General features: G+C 37.8%; 15 protein-coding genes and 4 pseudogenes. 10 read left to right on the top strand and 9 right to left on the bottom strand.

Features of this window, described 5'->3' with window-relative positions; translation table 11 throughout:
- Window positions 1-24: 24 nt before the first annotated feature.
- Window positions 25-1,386 carry an MATE family efflux transporter gene (locus JCM17102_RS06500; RefSeq protein WP_033886588.1) on the bottom strand — a complete coding sequence of 454 codons (1,362 nt, stop codon included), beginning with the start codon at window positions 1,384-1,386 and terminating at the stop codon, window positions 25-27.
- A gap of 105 nt (window positions 1,387-1,491) precedes the next feature.
- Here JCM17102_RS06500 and lysS point away from each other — a divergent pair, with 105 nt between their 5' ends.
- The 3 genes from lysS (at window position 1,492) to JCM17102_RS06485 (ending at window position 5,684) form a co-directional block, all read left to right on the top strand.
- Window positions 1,492-3,222, top strand: coding sequence for a lysine--tRNA ligase (lysS, locus tag JCM17102_RS06495; protein WP_025074477.1), 1,731 nt, complete (start codon window positions 1,492-1,494; stop codon window positions 3,220-3,222).
- A 90-nt stretch (window positions 3,223-3,312) separates the two neighbouring features.
- Complete coding sequence (locus tag JCM17102_RS06490) at window positions 3,313-4,308, top strand: NAD(P)H-dependent glycerol-3-phosphate dehydrogenase (RefSeq protein WP_025074476.1); 996 nt, start codon at window positions 3,313-3,315, stop codon at window positions 4,306-4,308.
- Window positions 4,309-4,346: 38 nt separating this feature from the next.
- The gene (locus tag JCM17102_RS06485; protein WP_025074475.1) at window positions 4,347-5,684 is read left to right on the top strand and encodes a glucose-6-phosphate isomerase; all 1,338 of its coding nucleotides are present in this window, start codon (window positions 4,347-4,349) and stop codon (window positions 5,682-5,684) included.
- Window positions 5,685-5,788: 104 nt separating this feature from the next.
- Here the strand turns inward: JCM17102_RS06485 and JCM17102_RS06480 are convergent, their stop codons facing one another.
- A complete protein-coding gene (locus JCM17102_RS06480; RefSeq protein WP_025074474.1) occupies window positions 5,789-6,292 on the bottom strand; it encodes a DUF5035 domain-containing protein in 504 nt (167 codons plus the stop codon).
- Window positions 6,293-6,486: 194 nt separating this feature from the next.
- Here JCM17102_RS06480 and JCM17102_RS26485 point away from each other — a divergent pair.
- The 3 genes and pseudogenes from JCM17102_RS26485 to JCM17102_RS06465 all read left to right on the top strand — a co-directional run bounded on the left by JCM17102_RS26485 (window position 6,487) and on the right by JCM17102_RS06465 (window position 8,776).
- Window positions 6,487-7,289, top strand: a pseudogene (locus JCM17102_RS26485) (hypothetical protein).
- A gap of 31 nt (window positions 7,290-7,320) precedes the next feature.
- Entirely contained in the window at window positions 7,321-7,995 is a 675-nt protein-coding gene (locus JCM17102_RS06470; RefSeq protein WP_025074473.1) for an inorganic diphosphatase, read from the top strand.
- 295 nt (window positions 7,996-8,290) lie between these two features.
- Window positions 8,291-8,776: a hypothetical protein gene (locus JCM17102_RS06465; RefSeq protein WP_025074472.1), complete on the top strand. Its 486-nt coding sequence runs from the start codon at window positions 8,291-8,293 to the stop codon at window positions 8,774-8,776.
- A 270-nt stretch (window positions 8,777-9,046) separates the two neighbouring features.
- Here the strand turns inward: JCM17102_RS06465 and JCM17102_RS06460 are convergent, their stop codons facing one another.
- The 4 genes and pseudogenes from JCM17102_RS06460 to mtaB all read right to left on the bottom strand — a co-directional run bounded on the left by JCM17102_RS06460 (window position 9,047) and on the right by mtaB (window position 12,817).
- Window positions 9,047-9,568, bottom strand: coding sequence for a methylglyoxal synthase (locus tag JCM17102_RS06460; protein ID WP_025074471.1), 522 nt, complete (start codon window positions 9,566-9,568; stop codon window positions 9,047-9,049).
- 4 nt (window positions 9,569-9,572) lie between these two features.
- Window positions 9,573-10,600, bottom strand: a pseudogene (locus JCM17102_RS26480) (glycosyltransferase family 2 protein).
- Window positions 10,601-10,603: 3 nt separating this feature from the next.
- The gene (locus JCM17102_RS06450) at window positions 10,604-11,497 is read right to left on the bottom strand and encodes a lysophospholipid acyltransferase family protein (RefSeq protein ID WP_025074470.1); all 894 of its coding nucleotides are present in this window, start codon (window positions 11,495-11,497) and stop codon (window positions 10,604-10,606) included.
- A 4-nt stretch (window positions 11,498-11,501) separates the two neighbouring features.
- Window positions 11,502-12,817 (bottom strand): annotated as a pseudogene (mtaB, locus tag JCM17102_RS26475) (tRNA (N(6)-L-threonylcarbamoyladenosine(37)-C(2))-methylthiotransferase MtaB).
- Between the two features lie 109 nt (window positions 12,818-12,926).
- Here mtaB and JCM17102_RS26470 point away from each other — a divergent pair.
- A pseudogene (locus JCM17102_RS26470) lies at window positions 12,927-14,599 on the top strand (long-chain fatty acid--CoA ligase).
- Window positions 14,600-14,758: 159 nt separating this feature from the next.
- Window positions 14,759-14,980 (top strand): hypothetical protein, encoded by a 222-nt coding sequence (locus JCM17102_RS06435; RefSeq protein ID WP_025074469.1) that lies wholly within the window; start codon window positions 14,759-14,761, stop codon window positions 14,978-14,980.
- A 443-nt stretch (window positions 14,981-15,423) separates the two neighbouring features.
- On the opposite strand, the gene rplI is transcribed toward JCM17102_RS06435, so the two are convergent.
- The 3 genes from rplI to rpsF are packed head-to-tail and all read right to left on the bottom strand — an operon-like array spanning window position 15,424 to window position 16,501.
- Window positions 15,424-15,867, bottom strand: a complete 444-nt coding sequence (rplI, locus tag JCM17102_RS06430) for a 50S ribosomal protein L9 (RefSeq protein WP_025074468.1) — start codon at window positions 15,865-15,867, stop codon at window positions 15,424-15,426.
- A gap of 14 nt (window positions 15,868-15,881) precedes the next feature.
- Complete coding sequence (gene rpsR, locus JCM17102_RS06425) at window positions 15,882-16,154, bottom strand: 30S ribosomal protein S18 (protein ID WP_004307964.1); 273 nt, start codon at window positions 16,152-16,154, stop codon at window positions 15,882-15,884.
- Window positions 16,155-16,156: 2 nt separating this feature from the next.
- Window positions 16,157-16,501 carry a 30S ribosomal protein S6 gene (gene rpsF, locus JCM17102_RS06420; RefSeq protein WP_025074467.1) on the bottom strand — a complete coding sequence of 115 codons (345 nt, stop codon included), beginning with the start codon at window positions 16,499-16,501 and terminating at the stop codon, window positions 16,157-16,159.
- Window positions 16,502-16,661: 160 nt separating this feature from the next.
- On the opposite strand from rpsF, the gene JCM17102_RS06415 reads away from it, so the two are divergent.
- A complete protein-coding gene (locus JCM17102_RS06415) occupies window positions 16,662-17,108 on the top strand; it encodes a MarR family winged helix-turn-helix transcriptional regulator (RefSeq protein WP_025074466.1) in 447 nt (148 codons plus the stop codon).
- 183 nt (window positions 17,109-17,291) lie between these two features.
- Window positions 17,292-17,468, top strand: a complete 177-nt coding sequence (locus tag JCM17102_RS30875) for a hypothetical protein (protein ID WP_168770335.1) — start codon at window positions 17,292-17,294, stop codon at window positions 17,466-17,468.
- Window positions 17,469-17,532: the final 64 nt, after the last annotated feature.

Here is a 17,532-nt window from a genome sequence, read left to right as displayed (position 1 = left end):
ATAAGTTATTACATCCTTAAATTCTTAATGTTTTTTACTGCTTACCAACGAGAACTGACGGAACTGCCACCACAGCATAATTCCTGCAATCAAACTCGCAATCAAGTCAGAAATAGGCATACTCATCCACACACCTTCTTGCCCATAGAATTGAGGTAAGATCAATAAACAAGGAATCAAAATAAGGACCTGACGCGAAACTGATAAGAAGATCGCTTTACTTGCCATACCAATACTTTGAAAGAAGTTAGAAGTCACCATCTGAAAACCAACAATCGGAAAGAACATTACCACAATACGTAACCCTTTCGTGGAAATACGAATCAACTCTCCATCAGTAGTAAAAATAGAGACTGCCAGATTGGGAATCAGCATTCCCATTAGGAAACCGGTAGTAGTAATTGCCGTTGCCGCATAAATTGTTATTTTCAGTACTCTTGTCACACGCGTATATTGCCGTGCTCCAAAATTATAACCAGCAATCGGCTGCATTCCCTGATTCAAGCCCATCACAATCATAACAAACAGAAAGACCAACCGATTGACTATGCCAAAAGCTCCAATTGCCAAATCTCCTCCATATTGTTTCAGTCCTTTATTGATAAGAATAACGATAAAACAGGCAGCCAAATTCATTAAAAAAGGAGCCATACCTATCGCTAAAGAATCAAATACGATTTTCTTTTTCAACCGGAATATCCCTCGGTGAAAATGCAATAGTTCTTCTTTATTACTGAATAACTTAAACTGCCAACTTAGTGCAATCACCTGTGCTGTAATAGTAGCAATAGCTGCTCCCTGTATTCCCCAACCGAAACCATAAATAAAAAGAGGATCGAGAATGGTATTAATGACTACTGTAGCAATCGTCGCATACATGGCCTTCTGAGGATGGCCGGCAGAACGCAGTACTGCGTTTAATCCCAGATAAAGGTGTGTGACTACGTTACCAAGCAATATCACCACCATATAATCGCGCGCATATCCAACTGTAGCCTCACTTCCACCAAAAAAATAAAGAATCGGATCAAGAAAAATAAGGGCCAGTACGGTAAATGCCAATCCTATAATGATATTCAAAACTAACACATTCCCTAATACCCGCTGGGCAGTGTCATAATCCTTCTGTCCTAGTTTCACCGAAACCAGTGTAGCTGCTCCCACACCTACCAATGAACCGAAAGCTGCGGCAAGATTCATTAGCGGGAAAGTCAAAGCCAACCCGGAAATAGCCATTGCTCCCACACCATGCCCAATGAAAATACTATCTACCATGTTATAAAGAGAAGATGCTGTCATGGCGATAATTGCCGGAATAGCATACTGCATTAAAAGCCTTCCAATCTTTTCTGTCCCCAGCGCAGTGGGTGTCTTTTGTCCTGTCATACCTATTACTTTGAAGCTGCAAAGATACAAAAAAGAGACAGATTACAGGATATATGAGAAAAGTTTCGTATTTTTGCCTCCAAAATTGAGTTAATACATAACGAAATGAATATATTAGAACTAAGTGAACAGGAAATCATTCGACGTAATAGTTTGAATGAACTTCGTGCAATGGGAGTTGAACCCTACCCTGCCGCAGAGTATGTAACCAATGCTTTCTCTACAGACATAAAATCTGAATTCAAAGACGAAGAAGAACCGCGCCAGGTTTCTGTAGCGGGTCGTATCATGAGCCGTCGTGTGATGGGTAAAGCTTCGTTCATCGAATTACAGGATTCTAAAGGACGTATCCAAGTGTATATCACACGTGACGATATCTGTCCGGGAGAAAATAAGGAAATGTACAACTCGGTGTTCAAACGCCTGCTCGACTTAGGTGACTTTATCGGTATCGAAGGTTTTGTGTTCCGTACGCAAATGGGTGAGATCAGTATCCATGCAAAGGAACTGACTGTTCTTGCCAAGTCTATCAAACCGCTACCGATTGTAAAATACAAAGACGGGGTTGCTTACGACTCTTTTGAAGATCCGGAACTCCGCTACCGCCAACGATATGTCGATCTGATCGTTAATGATGGTATTAAAGAAACATTCGAAAAACGTGCTACTGTAGTGAAAACGATACGTAAAGCATTAGATGAAGCGGGCTATACGGAAGTAGAAACTCCTATTCTGCAATCTATTGCCGGTGGAGCAAGTGCACGTCCGTTTATCACTCACCATAATTCATTGGATGTAGACCTTTATCTGCGTATTGCAACTGAGCTTTACCTGAAACGCCTCATTGTAGGTGGCTTTGAAGGTGTCTATGAAATAGGAAAGAATTTCCGTAATGAAGGTATGGACAAGAACCATAATCCGGAATTTACTTGTATGGAACTTTACGTACAGTATAAAGACTATAACTGGATGATGGATTTCACAGAAAAACTGTTGGAACGTATTTGTATTGCTGTGAACGGAAGTACGGAAAGCGTTATCGACGGAAAGACAATCAATTTTAAAGCTCCATATCGCCGCCTTCCTATCTTGGATGCAATTAAAGAAAAAACCGGATATGATCTGAATGGCAAAAATGAAGAAGAGATCCGTCAGATCTGTAAGGAACTTAAAATGGAGGAGATTGACGAGACCATGGGTAAGGGCAAACTGATTGACGAAATCTTCGGTGAATTTTGTGAAGGAACTTATATCCAGCCTACTTTTATCACCGATTATCCTGTTGAAATGTCTCCATTAACCAAGATGCACCGTTCCAAACCGGGATTGACCGAACGTTTCGAACTAATGGTGAATGGTAAAGAACTTGCCAATGCTTATTCCGAGTTAAATGATCCGCTCGATCAGGAAGAACGTTTCAAAGAGCAGATGCGTCTGGCTGACAAGGGAGATGACGAAGCTATGATTATCGACCAGGATTTCTTACGTGCTTTGCAATATGGTATGCCACCAACATCAGGTATCGGTATAGGTATTGACCGTTTGGTTATGTTGATGACGGGACAGACTACTATTCAGGAAGTATTGTTCTTCCCGCAAATGCGTCCGGAGAAAATAGTAAAGAAAGATTCTGCCGCTAAATATATGGAACTGGGTATCGCAGAAGACTGGGTTCAGGTTATCCAGAAAGCCGGTTACAACACAGTAGAAGACATGAAGGATGTTAATCCACAAAAGCTGCATCAAGACATTTGCGGTATCAATAAGAAGTATAAACTAGAATTGACCAATCCAACCGTGAATGAAGTAACCGAATGGATTAATAAACTTAAATAAATTGAGTATGAAGAATTGAGTATGAAGAATCGCTCCGGTTTTTCATTCACAATTCTTCATTCTTCATTCTTAAATTCTTAATTCATAGAAATGAAACTACCCGGTAAGATAGCGATAATGGGCGGAGGAAGCTGGGCTACAGCAATCGCAAAAATGTGTCTGGCTCAGGAAGATTCTATCAATTGGTATATGCGACGAGATGACCGTATTGCTGATTTTAAGAGATTGGGACATAATCCGGCCTATCTGACAGGTGTGAAGTTTGACATGAAGCGTATCAATTTCAGTTCTAATATCAATGATATTGTGAAGGAATCAGATACGCTAATTTTCGTCACCCCCTCTCCATATCTGAAAGCGCATCTGAAAAAGTTGAAGACGAAGATCAAGGACAAATTCATTATCACCGCTATCAAAGGAATCGTACCCGATGACAACGTAATCGTATCGGAATACTTCACTAAGGAATATGGTGTACCACCAGAAAATATTGCTGTATTGGCAGGACCATGCCATGCGGAAGAGGTAGCGCTTGAACGCCTTTCTTATCTGACTATTGCTTGCCCGGATAAAGACAAAGCCCGTATTTTCGGTCGCCGTCTGGGAAGCAGTTTTATCAAGACTTCTGTAAGCGACGACGTAGCAGGAATAGAATACAGCTCGGTTTTGAAAAATGTATATGCAATCGCTGCCGGTATTTGTAGCGGTTTAAAATACGGAGATAACTTTCAAGCCGTATTAATATCAAATGCCATTCAGGAAATGAATCGTTTCCTAAATACCGTTCATCCATTGAACAGAAATGTAGACGACTCTGTTTATCTGGGAGATTTGCTGGTAACGGGTTATTCTAACTTTAGCCGCAACCGGACGTTTGGTTCTATGATCGGCAAAGGATATTCTGTAAAGAGTGCGCAAATTGAAATGGAAATGATTGCAGAAGGTTACTACGGTACAAAATGTATCAAGGAGATCAACAAACATCATCATGTCAATATGCCAATTCTGGACGCTGTTTATAATATCTTGTATGAACGAATCTCACCGATGATCGAAATAAAATTGCTAACGGATTCTTTTAGATGACAATAATAAGTAGTAGTCACTACTAAATAAATATAACTATGATTAGCTTGAATATTGAAAAAACTTTTGGATTCATCTCCAAAGAAAAGGTTTTCGCCTACGAAACTGAGGTAAAAGCCGCACAAGAAATGTTGGAAAAAGGAACAGGAAAAGGAAATGACTTCTTAGGATGGTTGCATCTTCCTTCTTCTATCAGCAAAGAACATCTGGCCGACTTGAAAGCTACAGCACAAGTTTTGAAAGATAACTGCGAAGTAGTAATTGTTGCAGGTATTGGCGGTAGTTATTTGGGTGCACGTGCTGTAATCGAAGCATTGTCTAACAGCTTCACTTGGTTGCAGGAAAAGAAAACGGCTCCTATCATGATTTATGCCGGACACAACATCAGTGAAGATTATCTGTTTGAACTTACTGAATATCTGAAAGACAAAAAATTCGGTGTTATCAATATTTCTAAATCAGGTACTACTACCGAAACTGCACTTGCTTTCCGTCTGTTGAAAAAACAATGCGAAGACCAACGCGGTAAAGAGACTGCCAAGAAGGTTATTGTAGCTATCACAGATGCTAAGAAAGGTGCTGCACGTGTTACTGCCGATAAAGAAGGTTATAAGACTTTCATTATCCCCGACAACGTGGGCGGACGTTTCTCCGTATTGACTCCGGTTGGTTTGTTGCCAATCGCAGTTGCTGGATTCGACATTGAAAAATTAGTGGCCGGTGCTGCTGAAATGGAAAAAGCTTGTGGTTGTGACGTTCCGTTTGATAAGAACCCTGCTGCGATTTATGCGGCAACTCGTAACGAACTATACAAGAGCGGTAAGAAGATTGAAATCTTAGTAAACTTCTGCCCGAAACTTCACTATGTAAGCGAATGGTGGAAACAGTTATACGGAGAATCTGAAGGTAAAGATAATAAAGGCATTTTCCCTGCATCTGTAGATTTCTCTACAGACCTTCACTCTATGGGACAATGGATTCAGGAAGGTGAACGTACGATTTTCGAAACTGTAATCTCCGTAGAAAAGGTAGATCATAAATTGGAAGTACCTTTTGACGAAGCAAATCTGGATGGTCTGAATTTCCTTGCTGGAAAACGAGTAGACGAAGTAAACAAGATGGCAGAATTGGGAACTCAGTTAGCTCACGTAGATGGTGGTGTTCCTAATATGCGCATCGTTCTCCCTGAATTGAGTGAATACAATATTGGTGAATTACTATATTTCTTCGAAAAAGCTTGCGGTATCAGCGGTTATCTATTGGAAGTAAATCCATTTAACCAACCGGGTGTTGAAGCATACAAAAAGAATATGTTTGCATTACTCAACAAACCAGGATACGAGGAAGAATCAAAAGCGATTCAGGCAAAACTGTAATTTAACAGTAAACCTATAAACACAATGAACGGTGAACATCATGCAGTCCGCATAGTTGTTCACCGTTCATTATTTATAATTTATCAGACGCTTTTTAAAACTTATTATTCATCTTTTTTATCTTCTTTTATTTTCAGACCAATCATTTCCTGAGCACCTTCACACTCCGCCTTTGACGACAAATAAAAAGTTACTTGTACATCTCCGTTAGATTCGACCTTCTCAACAGTGACCTGTACCAGTACATTTGTTTTTGTTACTCCATCTTTAAAGCGCAACTGCCCCTTTTCTGCATCCGTCAGATTTCCCTCTGTAGAAACTTCTGTTTTTTTGTAATGAAGTTCTGTCTTTACTTCAGCATCATTCTGAAGTTTAAAACTTTTAAGTTCAGCTCCGTTACCATCCAACGACAAGAATGCTTCTATTTTATCACCTACTTTTAAAGCAGGAATTTCATCCATTCGGTTTGCATAGTCTTCTCTCGCTGTTTCTTCTGCCTTTGGATCTACTTTTATATACAAGTTTTGAATTTTGATAACAGGACTTTCCACACTATCAGAGCAAGCGTAAAAAAACAATGGCAACAGAAATAATGCTTTCTTCTTCATGCTATTGAAAGATTTTTTAGGTTACAAAAATACATATAATCTTCAAAACGGCAAATAATCACATAAATTATCCTCCAAGGCCCTTACTTGTAGTACTCTTATTGCTCTGTTCTACCCGATCTTTCATTTTTTATATCTATCTTTGCTACACTTAACTTTGCTTCGAAAAATACTTAACTCTAATTAATAGAACTATGCGGAATTTATTAAAGAGATCCAATAGAGTAATGTTATTCTTCAGCTTATCACTGCTGATTATGATAACGACCAGTTGCCAAGATATCAAATTAAAAGTGGCAATTGAAAGTGCAAACAAACAATGTCCTGTGGAAATGGGTGAGTTTGGTAAAATCACCAGTATTGTATATGATGGTCAAAACGTAGTGTACACTTTCAATGTGGACGAAGTATACACCAATATCAAAACATTGAAAGAGCATCCGGAAAGCCTGAAGTCATCTATGACTATCATGTTCCAGAATCCGACAAAAGATGTAAAAGCATTGTTGGATCTTGTTATAAAATGTAATGCCGGACTAAAAATGATATATATAGCAAAGACTCAGGTGATAAGGTGGAATGTGAACTTACAACGGAAGAGTTGAAAGAAATTCTTAATACTGATATCAGTTCATCACAAAGCGACCTGACAAAACTGAAAACACAAATAGAAATGGCGAACTTACAGTTTCCGTCAAAAGCGAGTGAAGAAATTACAATTGAAAAAATACTGCTTAGTAATGAATCGGTTATCTATTTATGTCGTGTTGATGAAGATGCGTATGATATCAATTTAATAGAAGAAAATCATGACGTAGCGAAGCAAGGTATTATAAAAGAGTTATCAAACCAATCTCAACCTACGCAACTATTCATAAAATATTGTACCAATTGTAATAGAAATATAGTTTATAGATATATCGGCAATCAATCCGATACTCAATATGATGTGGTTGTCACTGTACCCGAACTGGAAGAAATATTGAAAAACAAATAAATATTACCAGATTTTCATCGAATCAGAAATTATGAAAAAAAAGATAAAAGCCGTCCTATTCGATATGGACGGCGTACTTTTTAATTCCATGCCTTACCACTCCGAAGCTTGGCATCAGGTAATGAAATCACATGGTCTCAATCTCAGTCGTGAAGAAGCATATATGCATGAAGGACGAACAGGTGCCGCTACGATAAACATCGTGTTTCAACGCGAACTGGGAAGAGAAGCTTCTCAAGAAGAGATAGAAAAAATATATAAAGAAAAGAGCATTCTATTCAATACTCATCCGGAAGCAGAACGTATGCCTGGTGCATGGGAATTGCTGAAAAAGATCAAGAGAGAAGGGCTAATCACTATGGTAGTAACAGGTTCCGGTCAGCTTTCATTACTTGACAGATTGGAACATAACTTTCCGGGAATGTTTCATAAAGAATTGATGGTTACAGCATTTGATGTAAAATATGGAAAACCTGATCCAGAACCCTATTTGATGGCTCTAAAGAAGGGAGGTATAAAAGCCAGCGAAGCTGTTGTAGTAGAAAATGCGCCTTTGGGAGTGGAAGCCGGACACAAAGCTGGAATCTTCACTATCGCAGTAAATACTGGTCCTCTGGATGGACAGGTCTTACTGGATTCGGGAGCTAATTTATTATTACCATCTATGCAAGCGCTTTGCGATACTTGGGAGAATCTGGATTTATAAATATCCCAGAAACTTTTAGACTAAACTATTCAACCTTGACAAACAAATAAATCTTCCCGACAGATATTATCCAATGTAAGCTATATGTAATAATAATCTATTTGATATTAAGTTTAAATAAACGATTTCAATAGTAAAGATCCGATTAGACATTAGGAATAATAAAGATAAGAGATATACAAACAGAGGTCTCATTTCTATATACTAATAGGGATTTCCCTATTAGTAAATAGAAAGATCCTTTTGCCTGAGGAGTTTTCCCATCCTACATTTGTAGTAACAAAAGCCACCTATTATGAAAATGTTTCAAATCATTCTATCTTTACTACTATTTATAGTAGTATTCAGTAGTTGTCGTACGAGTCAAATTAGTTATAAAAGGCTCAATGATATACAATACGGAATGTCCTCAAAAGAAGTTATAGCGATTTTAGGTACACCTGAATTTAGAAATTTTGATGATAAAGGTGAATCTCTAGAGTTTTACTCTTCCAAACTTTGGGCTGCTTCCAAAGTCGTAAAAGTATGGTTTATTGATGACAAGGTAGTTAAGATGAATAGTCATTATTATTTACATGATGATAACTGTTCTAACAAAACAAAGGATACAGAAAAGAAAGAAGAGAATACACATTCTGGAATACGAATGACTACAGATGGACAACAACTTATACAACAAGGATCAGTTATACAAACACCAGACGGTACAACTGAAATAGTAGTAAGCGACCATGGTGGATTAATTATCACTTCATCAGGTAAACATATACAAACGTATTAATACAATATTCTCACTGACAACACATTAACAATCATATATAGAAAGATGAAAAGGGGATGTACCCAAAACTACCCTTTCAACGAGATCACCCTCGCCACAAATAGTTGTAGCAAGGGTGATCCTTAATTTATAAGACTTTCGCCACACCCCTCAACAGTGTTTATACCATCTATAACGTTTTATGTATGATATATTCAAACTACTTTATGATAAATGTTTCTCATAAAAGACTTAGAGAGAATATAAAATGGTGTTACCCTAACACAGGATTTATTTCTTCTTCCTTCTTTTATTTACAGACTCTACAGCCTCCGTCACCACAGGTTTACCCTGGAATCGTTTCGTATAACCGGAATAATCTGGATGGCTACGCTCATAAGTAGGATCCATAAACAATGGACTGGAAATAATATGATCTGCCGTTGAACGGTTACAGCAAAAAATGATATTTTCCACACCTGCCAAACGAGTCAATGCTTTCACATCTGTATCATGCGCTTGTAACGTCATCGGGTCTGTAAAAAAGAAAAGATAATCAATTTGTCCTTCAACAATACGTGACCCCATCTGCTGATCACCTCCCAAAGGCCCTGACTTTAAAATAGTAAAATCCCACTCTACATCCGGATGTTTCTCTTTCAACGCTTCCAAAATTAAAGTACCCGTAGTACCTGTACAATAGAATTTATGTCCCATCAATAATTCTGAATTCCACAAAACCCATTCAATAAGATCTTTCTTCATAGCATCATGTGCGACCAGCCCGATGCCTCTTCTAACTTTTGGTTCCATCATGTTATCCTTTTAAATCCGACAATTGAGAGAAACGCTTACATCCTCTCACATAAAACAGCCACAAGATACTACTTTTTATTCGTTCGGGTATCGGATTCAAGAAAGTTTTTCTCAAATTCTCTTCACGAGATGAAGAAAAGGAAGAACGGCTACGTTTATATTCTTTTCGTGCCTGCATCACTGCACGTGCATTTTCCAGTTGGCCTTTCAGCAAAAAAGTAAGTGCTGCCACATAGTCAAGCCATGCACGAATACACATTACTTTATTCAACTCCGCTTCCGGAAGATTTTTATAAAGCATGACAAGATTATTACGAAAATTGAGAAAAGTTTTACGAGGATTATCTTTTTTTAGTGTTGCCCCCCTACATGATAAACTACACTTTGAGGAATACACACAATCTCCCGGCCTCGAGAACGTAAACGCCAACACAAATCAATTTCTTCCATGTGAGCAAAAAAACGTCCGTCCAGCCCACCTGCTTCCAGATAATCAGCACGACGGATAAACAATGCTGCACCCGTAGCCCAGAAAACAGGGATTACCGTATCATACTGACCTTTATCTTTCTCAACTATATTCATGATACGTCCACGGCAAAAAGGATAACCATATCTATCAATAAATCCACCTGCCGCTCCGGCATACTCAAAATATTCTTTTTGTCGTTGGCTACGTATTTTCGGTTGGCAAGCTGCAACCTCCGGATGATTATCCAAATAATCAATCATTGGCTCAAGCCAACGCTCAGTCACTTCAACATCAGAATTTAGAAGAACCACATATTCTGCCTCCACTTGCTGCAAAGCCCAATTATAACCATCGGCAAAACCATGATTTTGTTCTAGTAAAATATTTCTAACAGATGGAAATTCTTTCTGAAGCATATCCACCGAAGCATCAGTAGAACCATTATCAGCCACACATACTTCAATCTCCTCTCCTTCTGAATACCGAACGACGGACGGAAGAAAAGTGCGAAGCATATCACATCCATTCCAGTTCAAAATAACAACCGCCACTTTCATCTTCTAATTCCTTTCACATTCTGCTTTCGAAGCTTTCCAACGCTTATGAGACCATAACCAATAGGCGGGCTCCCGATAAAGTGTCTGTTCCAAATAATGGGCAAACATTTCTGTGATTTCTCCTTCGGCAGTTTCTTTTGGATTTTCTGTCATTAACTTAAACTCCGCCTCACAAAATCCTCTACGTGTTTTTATTAGTTCACAATAAAAAACAGGGAAATTCATCATTTTAGCAATACGCTCTGCTCCATTCAGAAAAGCAGTTTCCTGTCCTAAAAAAGTTGTCCAGTACTTTTCGCTTCCGCTAGGCCATTGGTCAGTTATCAACCCCACCACTATTTTTTTTCCTTCACGTTTCAATTTGATAATCTCGCGTGCAGTAGAATGTTTCGGAATGTTGTACCCTCCAAAACGAGAACGTATCCGTTTAAACAATTCATTGAGATATTTATCTCTCAAAGGTTTATATACTTGCACCGGTACATCTCCCGGCTTCATAATCGTTCCCATACCGATCAACCATTCATAATTGGCATAATGCGGAATCATCACAATGATCCCTCCATACTTCTCTGTCAATTCAAGGTATTGCTCCGTATTCTTATAAGTCATTCTCCGGTAAAGATCCTCCGCTGACATATGGATCATTTTCAAGTCCTCAAGCATATAATCCGAAAGATACCTATAAAATTTACGTTCTATCTGTAACCGTTCTGCATCACTTTTATCCGGAAAAGACTTTTTCAGATTTTCCCTAACAACTTTCCGACGATATTTTCCGACATAATACATCAACCAATAGTTCAAATCCGAAAGCATATATAACACTTTGAACGGAAGAGCGGAAAACAACCACATTACAGCATATACCAACCAATAGATAAGCCTAGATTTCATAATACTATAGAATTGTACCTTTTAGTGCTGTGTTATCTTCATTAAAATCACCCAGACGAACAGAAAGAACTTGATTGTCTAAAGAACTATCTGTTTCTACTTCTACACGAATATAATTCTCCGTAAATCCATACATTGGATTACCCACCTTCGATTTTTCCATCAACACAGACATTGTCTGCCCAATATGTCTGGCATAAAAAGCTTGCGTCTTTTCATCCGAAAGATTCAATAAACGCTGACTACGCTGATGCTTTTCTTCCGGCGGAACAATATGTTCAATCTTCAAAGCCTGTGTTCCCGGACGTTCAGAATAACTGAACACATGCAACTGAGTCACATCCAAACCTGCTATAAATCTGTAAGCCTGTTCAAAATATGTCTCTGTTTCACCGCGAGTGCCTACAATCACATCCACGCCAATAAAAGCATCCGGCATAATTTCTTTAATCTTCTTCACTTTTGATGCAAAAAGAGCTGTATCATAACGACGACGCATCAACTTCAATACTTCATCGCAACCAGATTGCAACGGAATATGAAAATGAGGCATAAATTTACGAGACTGAGACACAAATTCAATAATCTCGTCCGTCAGCAAATTGGGTTCAATAGAAGAAATACGATAACGTTCGATACCTTCCACATGGTCTAATGCTTTTACCAGATCGAAAAAAGTCTCTCCAGTAGTTTTACCAAAATCTCCGATATTCACCCCGTCAATACGATCTCCTTTCCACCTTCGGCAGCCGCCTGCTTTGCCTGCTCCACCATCGAAGCAATAGTTCCATTACGGCTACGTCCGCGTGCAAAAGGTATAGTACAATATGAACAGTAATAATCACATCCATCCTGTACTTTCAAGAAAAAGCGGGTACGATCCCCTCTCGAGCAAGACGGTGCAAATGAACGAATATCTTTAGTTATGGTAGTTATTGTTTCTCCTTGTTCATGTTTATGTAAGTCACCCAAATACTGTAACAAATCATTTTTTTGTTCAGCACCCAACACCACATCTACTCCTTTTATCTTTGCTACATCACCAGGTTTCAACTGCGCATAACACCCTGTTACTACCACAAAAGCACCGGGATGCTGTTTTACTAATCGATGAATAGCCTGACGGCATTTCTTATCTGCCATCTCTGTTACCGAACAAGTATTGACGACACAAATATCTGCTTTTTCCCCTTTACGCGCAGTCCGGACTCCTGCTTCCCGCAGGATTTTACCGATAGTTGAAGTCTCTGAAAAATTCAATTTACAGCCTAATGTATAATATACAGCTGTCTTATTTTGAAATACAGTGGTATCTATCATAATCTGTTTTAACGCATATTTCGTGCAAAGTTACACATTATTATTAGTAAAACACTTGAGGATACAAAAGTTTATTCCTATTTTTGCACAATTCATTAAAAAACGTGCAATGATTAAAGAGAATTTCATTAAACTATACGAGAATAGTTTTCGTGAGAACTGGGATTTACCTTGTTACACCGATTATGGAGAAAATACTCAATATACTTACGGTGAAGTAGCGGAAAGAATCGCCCGCTTGCATCTGTTATTCAAGCATTGCAGCCTCCGCAGAGGAGATAAAATCTCGGTGATCGGTAAAAACAACGCTCACTGGTGCATAGCCTATATGGCTACAATCACTTATGGCGCAATTGTAGTCCCTATTCTACAAGATTTTACTCCGAATGATGTTCATCATATCGTCAATCATTCTGAATCTATTTTCTTATTTACTAGTGACAGTATTTGGGAAAGTCTAGAAGAAGAAAAGCTAACCGGACTTCGCGGAGTTTTCTCCCTTACAGATTTTCGCTGTCTCTACCAACGCGATGGGGAAACGATACAGAAGTTTATGAAGAATCTCGATAGAGAAATGCACACCACTTACCCGAAAGGTTTTACTCGCGATAATGTGCAATATACCACCTTGTCTAATGACAAAGTAATGCTCCTGAACTATACCTCCGGAACAACAGGCTTCAGTAAAGGAGTTATGTTGACCGGAAACAACCTTGCCGGTAACGTTACTTTCGGTATTCGAACAGAACTGCTGAAGAAAGGAGATAAAGTCCTCTCCTTCCTTCCATTAGCCCATGCTTATGGCTGTGCTTTCGACTTCCTCACTGCAACAGCTGTCGGTACCCATGTCACCCTGCTTGGAAAAGCACCTTCGCCTAAGATTATCATGAAAGCTTTCGAAGAAGTAAAACCAAATCTTATCATTACCGTCCCTCTAGTAATCGAGAAAATATATAAGAATATCATCCAGCCCCTCATTAATAAAAAAGGAATGAAATGGGCATTGAATATCCCTTTACTTGACACCCAAATCTATAATCAAATACGCAAAAGACTGATTGATGCTTTGGGTGGACGTTTCAAGGAAATCATCATTGGTGGTGCAGCATGAACGAAGAAGTGGAAGAGTTTTTCTATAGAATTAAATTTCCATTTACCATTGGATATGGCATGACAGAATGTGGTCCGCTCATCAGTTATGCCCCTTGGAATGAATTTGTGCTAGGTTCGTCTGGAAAAATACTGGATATTATGGAAGCACGTATATATAAGGAGAACTCGGAAACTGAAATTGGAGAAATTCAAGTTAGAGGAGAAAATGTAATGGTGGGTTATTACAAAAATCAAGAAGCTACTGATGAAGTCTTTACTGAAGATGGATGGTTACGTACAGGTGACCTTGGAACAATAGATGCCTGCGGAAACATTTTCATTCGTGGTCGTCTTAAAAGTATGATTTTAAGTTCAAATGGCCAGAATATCTTCCCAGAGGAGCTGGAAGCAAAGCTTAATAATCTGCCGTTTATTCTTGAAAGTCTTGTCATTGAACGAAATAAGAAATTAGTTGCGCTAGTCTATGCAGATTATGAAGCTTTAGATTCACTTGGACTCAATAACCCAGATAATTTAAAAACAATAATGGATGAGAATCTCAAGAATCTTAATAACAGCGTAGCAACTTACGAAAAAATCAGCCAGATTCAACTCTATCCCACTGAGTTTGAAAAGACTCCAAAGCGTAGTATCAAAAGATATCTTTATAATAGTATAGCAGTAAATTAATATGTTGTAAAACATAGGATTAAGTAAAAAAAGTGCCCATCTTCAAAAAAAAATATAAAAAAAAGTTGGGTTTTCGAGAACAACATATTGAAAAAGTGCATACCTTTGCATTGTTTTAATAAAGCAATTGATTGTATTACGTTTTAAAAAGCAAAGAAAATGAAAAAATTAGTTTTGATGGCAGTCGCTATCGCAGCAGTATCATTCGCATCATGTGGTAACAAAGCAGCTGACGCTCAGAAAGCTCAACAAGATTCTATCCGTATCGCTGACTCTATCGCAGCAGTACAAGCAGTAGAAATCGAAGCAGCTGCACAAGCAGAAGCTGACACAACTGCAACTGATACCTTAACTGTAACTGAAACTGTAGTAGCTGAATAATAAAGAAACAGCCTAGAGAGAATTGAAAGTCTGACATACGAAAGTATGCACAGACTTTTTTTTTATTTTTTTTGCCGTAGACACCAAATTCTATATGGGATATAAGACTAATTAAACATAAACGCATTATATATTATTTTTCGATTAAAAACTCTACTTCACTCAGATTATTATTACACACAAAATTCCTCCATAAAAATAAAAACTACTTAATTAGCTCAGACTACAAAAACAGAGAATCTTTAGGATTCTCTTAGGAAACAAGCATTCTCCCAATCAACTTACATAAATTCTTCCACTACTTCACACTAAAACAGATAACGCTTCTCAACCTGTTCTCAATTTATATAGATTAAGTGCACAACCCCTATTACAGATTATAAAAAACAAAAAAACGGTTTACCCTTATAGGATAAACCGCTTCAATTATATTATGATAAAAATTATTCAGCTACTACTTCAAAAGGAACCTCTACAGAAACCTCCTTATGCAATTTCACGATAGCTTTATAATTACCAATTTCTTTCACAGCGTCTTTTACAACGATGATCTTTCTGTCTACTTCGTGACCCAATTTTGCCAAAGCTTCAGCAATCTGGATATTACCAACAGAACCGAAAATTGTACCAGTTGAGCTAACCTTAGTTGCAATAGTCAAAGAAACGCCTTCCAACTTAGCAGCCATAGCCTCAGCATCTTTCTTGATTTTCTCAAGTTTGTGAGCACGTTGTTTCAGTTCTTCAGCCAACATTTTCTTTGCAGAAGGAGAAGCGATGACAGCTTTTCCTGTCGGGATTAAGTAATTGCGACCGTAACCAGACTTAACGTTTACGATATCATTCTTATAACCCAAGTTTACTACGTCTTCTTTTAATATAATTTCCATACTTTTCCTCCTTCTTATTTCATCATGTCAGTTACATATGGCAACAATGCCAAGTGACGAGCTCTCTTCACAGCCTGCGCAATACGACGTTGGAACTTCAAAGAAGTACCAGTGATACGACGCGGAAGGATTTTTCCCTGCTCATTCAAGAATTTCTTCAAGAATTCAGGATCTTTGTAATCGATGTACTTAATACCGCTTTTTTTGAAACGGCAGTATTTTTTCTTTTTAACGTCTACTGAGGGCGGAGTTAAATATCTGATTTCTGATTGAACTTGTTGTGCCATGATTAATCCTCCTTTTTGTTTGATTTAACACTTCTTCTCTTAGCAGCATATTCTGCAGCATATTTATCCATTCTGAAAGTCAAGAAACGGATTACACGCTCATCACGACGGAAGTTTACTTCCAACTTGTCTATTACAGTAGGAGCTGCATTGAACTCAATCAGTTGATAGAAACCTGTAGACTTCTTTTCAATTGGATAAGCCAATTTCTTTAGTCCCCAGTTCTCTTCATTAATAATCTCAGCACCTTCTTCTTGAAGAATACCTTTGAATTTCTCTACCGCTTCCTTCATCTGAACATCAGATAAAACGGGAGTTAAAATGAAAACGGTTTCGTATTGATTCATACTCGTTTAATTAAATAAATAAATTATTTGATTTTAAAATGCGGGTGCAAAGTTAGGCATTTTATTTTGAACTACAAACATTTAATCTTTTTTTATACCCGAATATAGGAATTATCCAATAAGTAGTTTACCTTTGCAAGGTTGTTTAAACAATAATTTCATGATAGAGCAATTCAACTTTGATATCCGACTTATATTTGCCATACTTAATGGCAAGGTTTCGGCGGCCATTAACCGGAAGTTATATCGTAATTTCCGTCAGAATGGACTGGAAATCAGTCCTGAGCAATGGACAGTACTGATCTTCCTATGGGAAAAAGATGGTGTTACCCAACAAGAGTTGTGTAATGCAACTTTTAAAGACAAACCTAGCATGACACGTTTAATAGACAATATGGAACGGCAACATTTAGTAGTACGCATTTCGGACAAAAAAGATCGCCGCACTAACCTTATTCACTTAACTAAAGATGGAAAAGAGTTAGAAGAAAAAGCACGAATTATTGTTGGGCAAACTCTGAAAGAAGCTCTTCAAGGCATTACACTTGAGGAGTTAAGTATTGGACAGGAAGTGCTAAAAAAGGTTTTCTATAATACGAAAGATTAAGCTGAAAACGAATTATATAATTCCTAAAATCCACTAAATCTGTCTCAATAATGGATTTTTCACCTAATTTATTTCGCCCGTTGAAGAATTATGCTTTAATTTGTGACTATTATATAATCTAGCATTAAATAATAATCTATTTGACAATAAACAACTAAATAATAAACTGTTAAATACACACACATGAAAGACTTATTAAAGAATCTGGGATTGATTTTAATCTTGATCGGAGTAGTCATCTTACTGGCTTGTTCAATTACAGGAAATGTAAACAACAACGTCGTTTTAGGCACATCGGCAGTATTCGTTGTGTTAGGACTCATCTCTTATATTGTTATCAATAAGAGGATTACTGATTAAATTCGTAAAAATCAATAAAAAATCCCGAGAACAGATGTTTCCGGGATTTTTTATTGATTTTTAT

The organism is Bacteroides faecichinchillae JCM 17102 (genome assembly GCF_000614145.1).
Taxonomy (GTDB): Bacteria; Bacteroidota; Bacteroidia; order Bacteroidales; family Bacteroidaceae; genus Bacteroides; species Bacteroides faecichinchillae.
Note: the sequence above shows the minus strand (reverse complement) of the source record. Positions and strands in the feature narration are given on the sequence as shown.

Bases quoted from the DNA above. Each gene is read 5' to 3' on its own strand.
- JCM17102_RS06500 (WP_033886588.1), bottom strand. From the start codon at position 1,386: ATGACAGGACAAAAGACACCCACTGCGCTGGGGACAGAAAAGATTGGA.
- lysS (WP_025074477.1), top strand. From the start codon at position 1,492: ATGAATATATTAGAACTAAGTGAACAGGAAATCATTCGACGTAATAGT.
- JCM17102_RS06490 (WP_025074476.1), top strand. From the start codon at position 3,313: ATGAAACTACCCGGTAAGATAGCGATAATGGGCGGAGGAAGCTGGGCT.
- JCM17102_RS06485 (WP_025074475.1), top strand. From the start codon at position 4,347: ATGATTAGCTTGAATATTGAAAAAACTTTTGGATTCATCTCCAAAGAA.
- JCM17102_RS06480 (WP_025074474.1), bottom strand. From the start codon at position 6,292: ATGAAGAAGAAAGCATTATTTCTGTTGCCATTGTTTTTTTACGCTTGC.
- JCM17102_RS06470 (WP_025074473.1), top strand. From the start codon at position 7,321: ATGAAAAAAAAGATAAAAGCCGTCCTATTCGATATGGACGGCGTACTT.
- JCM17102_RS06465 (WP_025074472.1), top strand. From the start codon at position 8,291: ATGAAAATGTTTCAAATCATTCTATCTTTACTACTATTTATAGTAGTA.
- JCM17102_RS06460 (WP_025074471.1), bottom strand. From the start codon at position 9,568: ATGGAACCAAAAGTTAGAAGAGGCATCGGGCTGGTCGCACATGATGCT.
- JCM17102_RS06450 (WP_025074470.1), bottom strand. From the start codon at position 11,497: ATGAAATCTAGGCTTATCTATTGGTTGGTATATGCTGTAATGTGGTTG.
- JCM17102_RS06435 (WP_025074469.1), top strand. From the start codon at position 14,759: ATGAAAAAATTAGTTTTGATGGCAGTCGCTATCGCAGCAGTATCATTC.
- rplI (WP_025074468.1), bottom strand. From the start codon at position 15,867: ATGGAAATTATATTAAAAGAAGACGTAGTAAACTTGGGTTATAAGAAT.
- rpsR (WP_004307964.1), bottom strand. From the start codon at position 16,154: ATGGCACAACAAGTTCAATCAGAAATCAGATATTTAACTCCGCCCTCA.
- rpsF (WP_025074467.1), bottom strand. From the start codon at position 16,501: ATGAATCAATACGAAACCGTTTTCATTTTAACTCCCGTTTTATCTGAT.
- JCM17102_RS06415 (WP_025074466.1), top strand. From the start codon at position 16,662: ATGATAGAGCAATTCAACTTTGATATCCGACTTATATTTGCCATACTT.
- JCM17102_RS30875 (WP_168770335.1), top strand. From the start codon at position 17,292: ATGAAAGACTTATTAAAGAATCTGGGATTGATTTTAATCTTGATCGGA.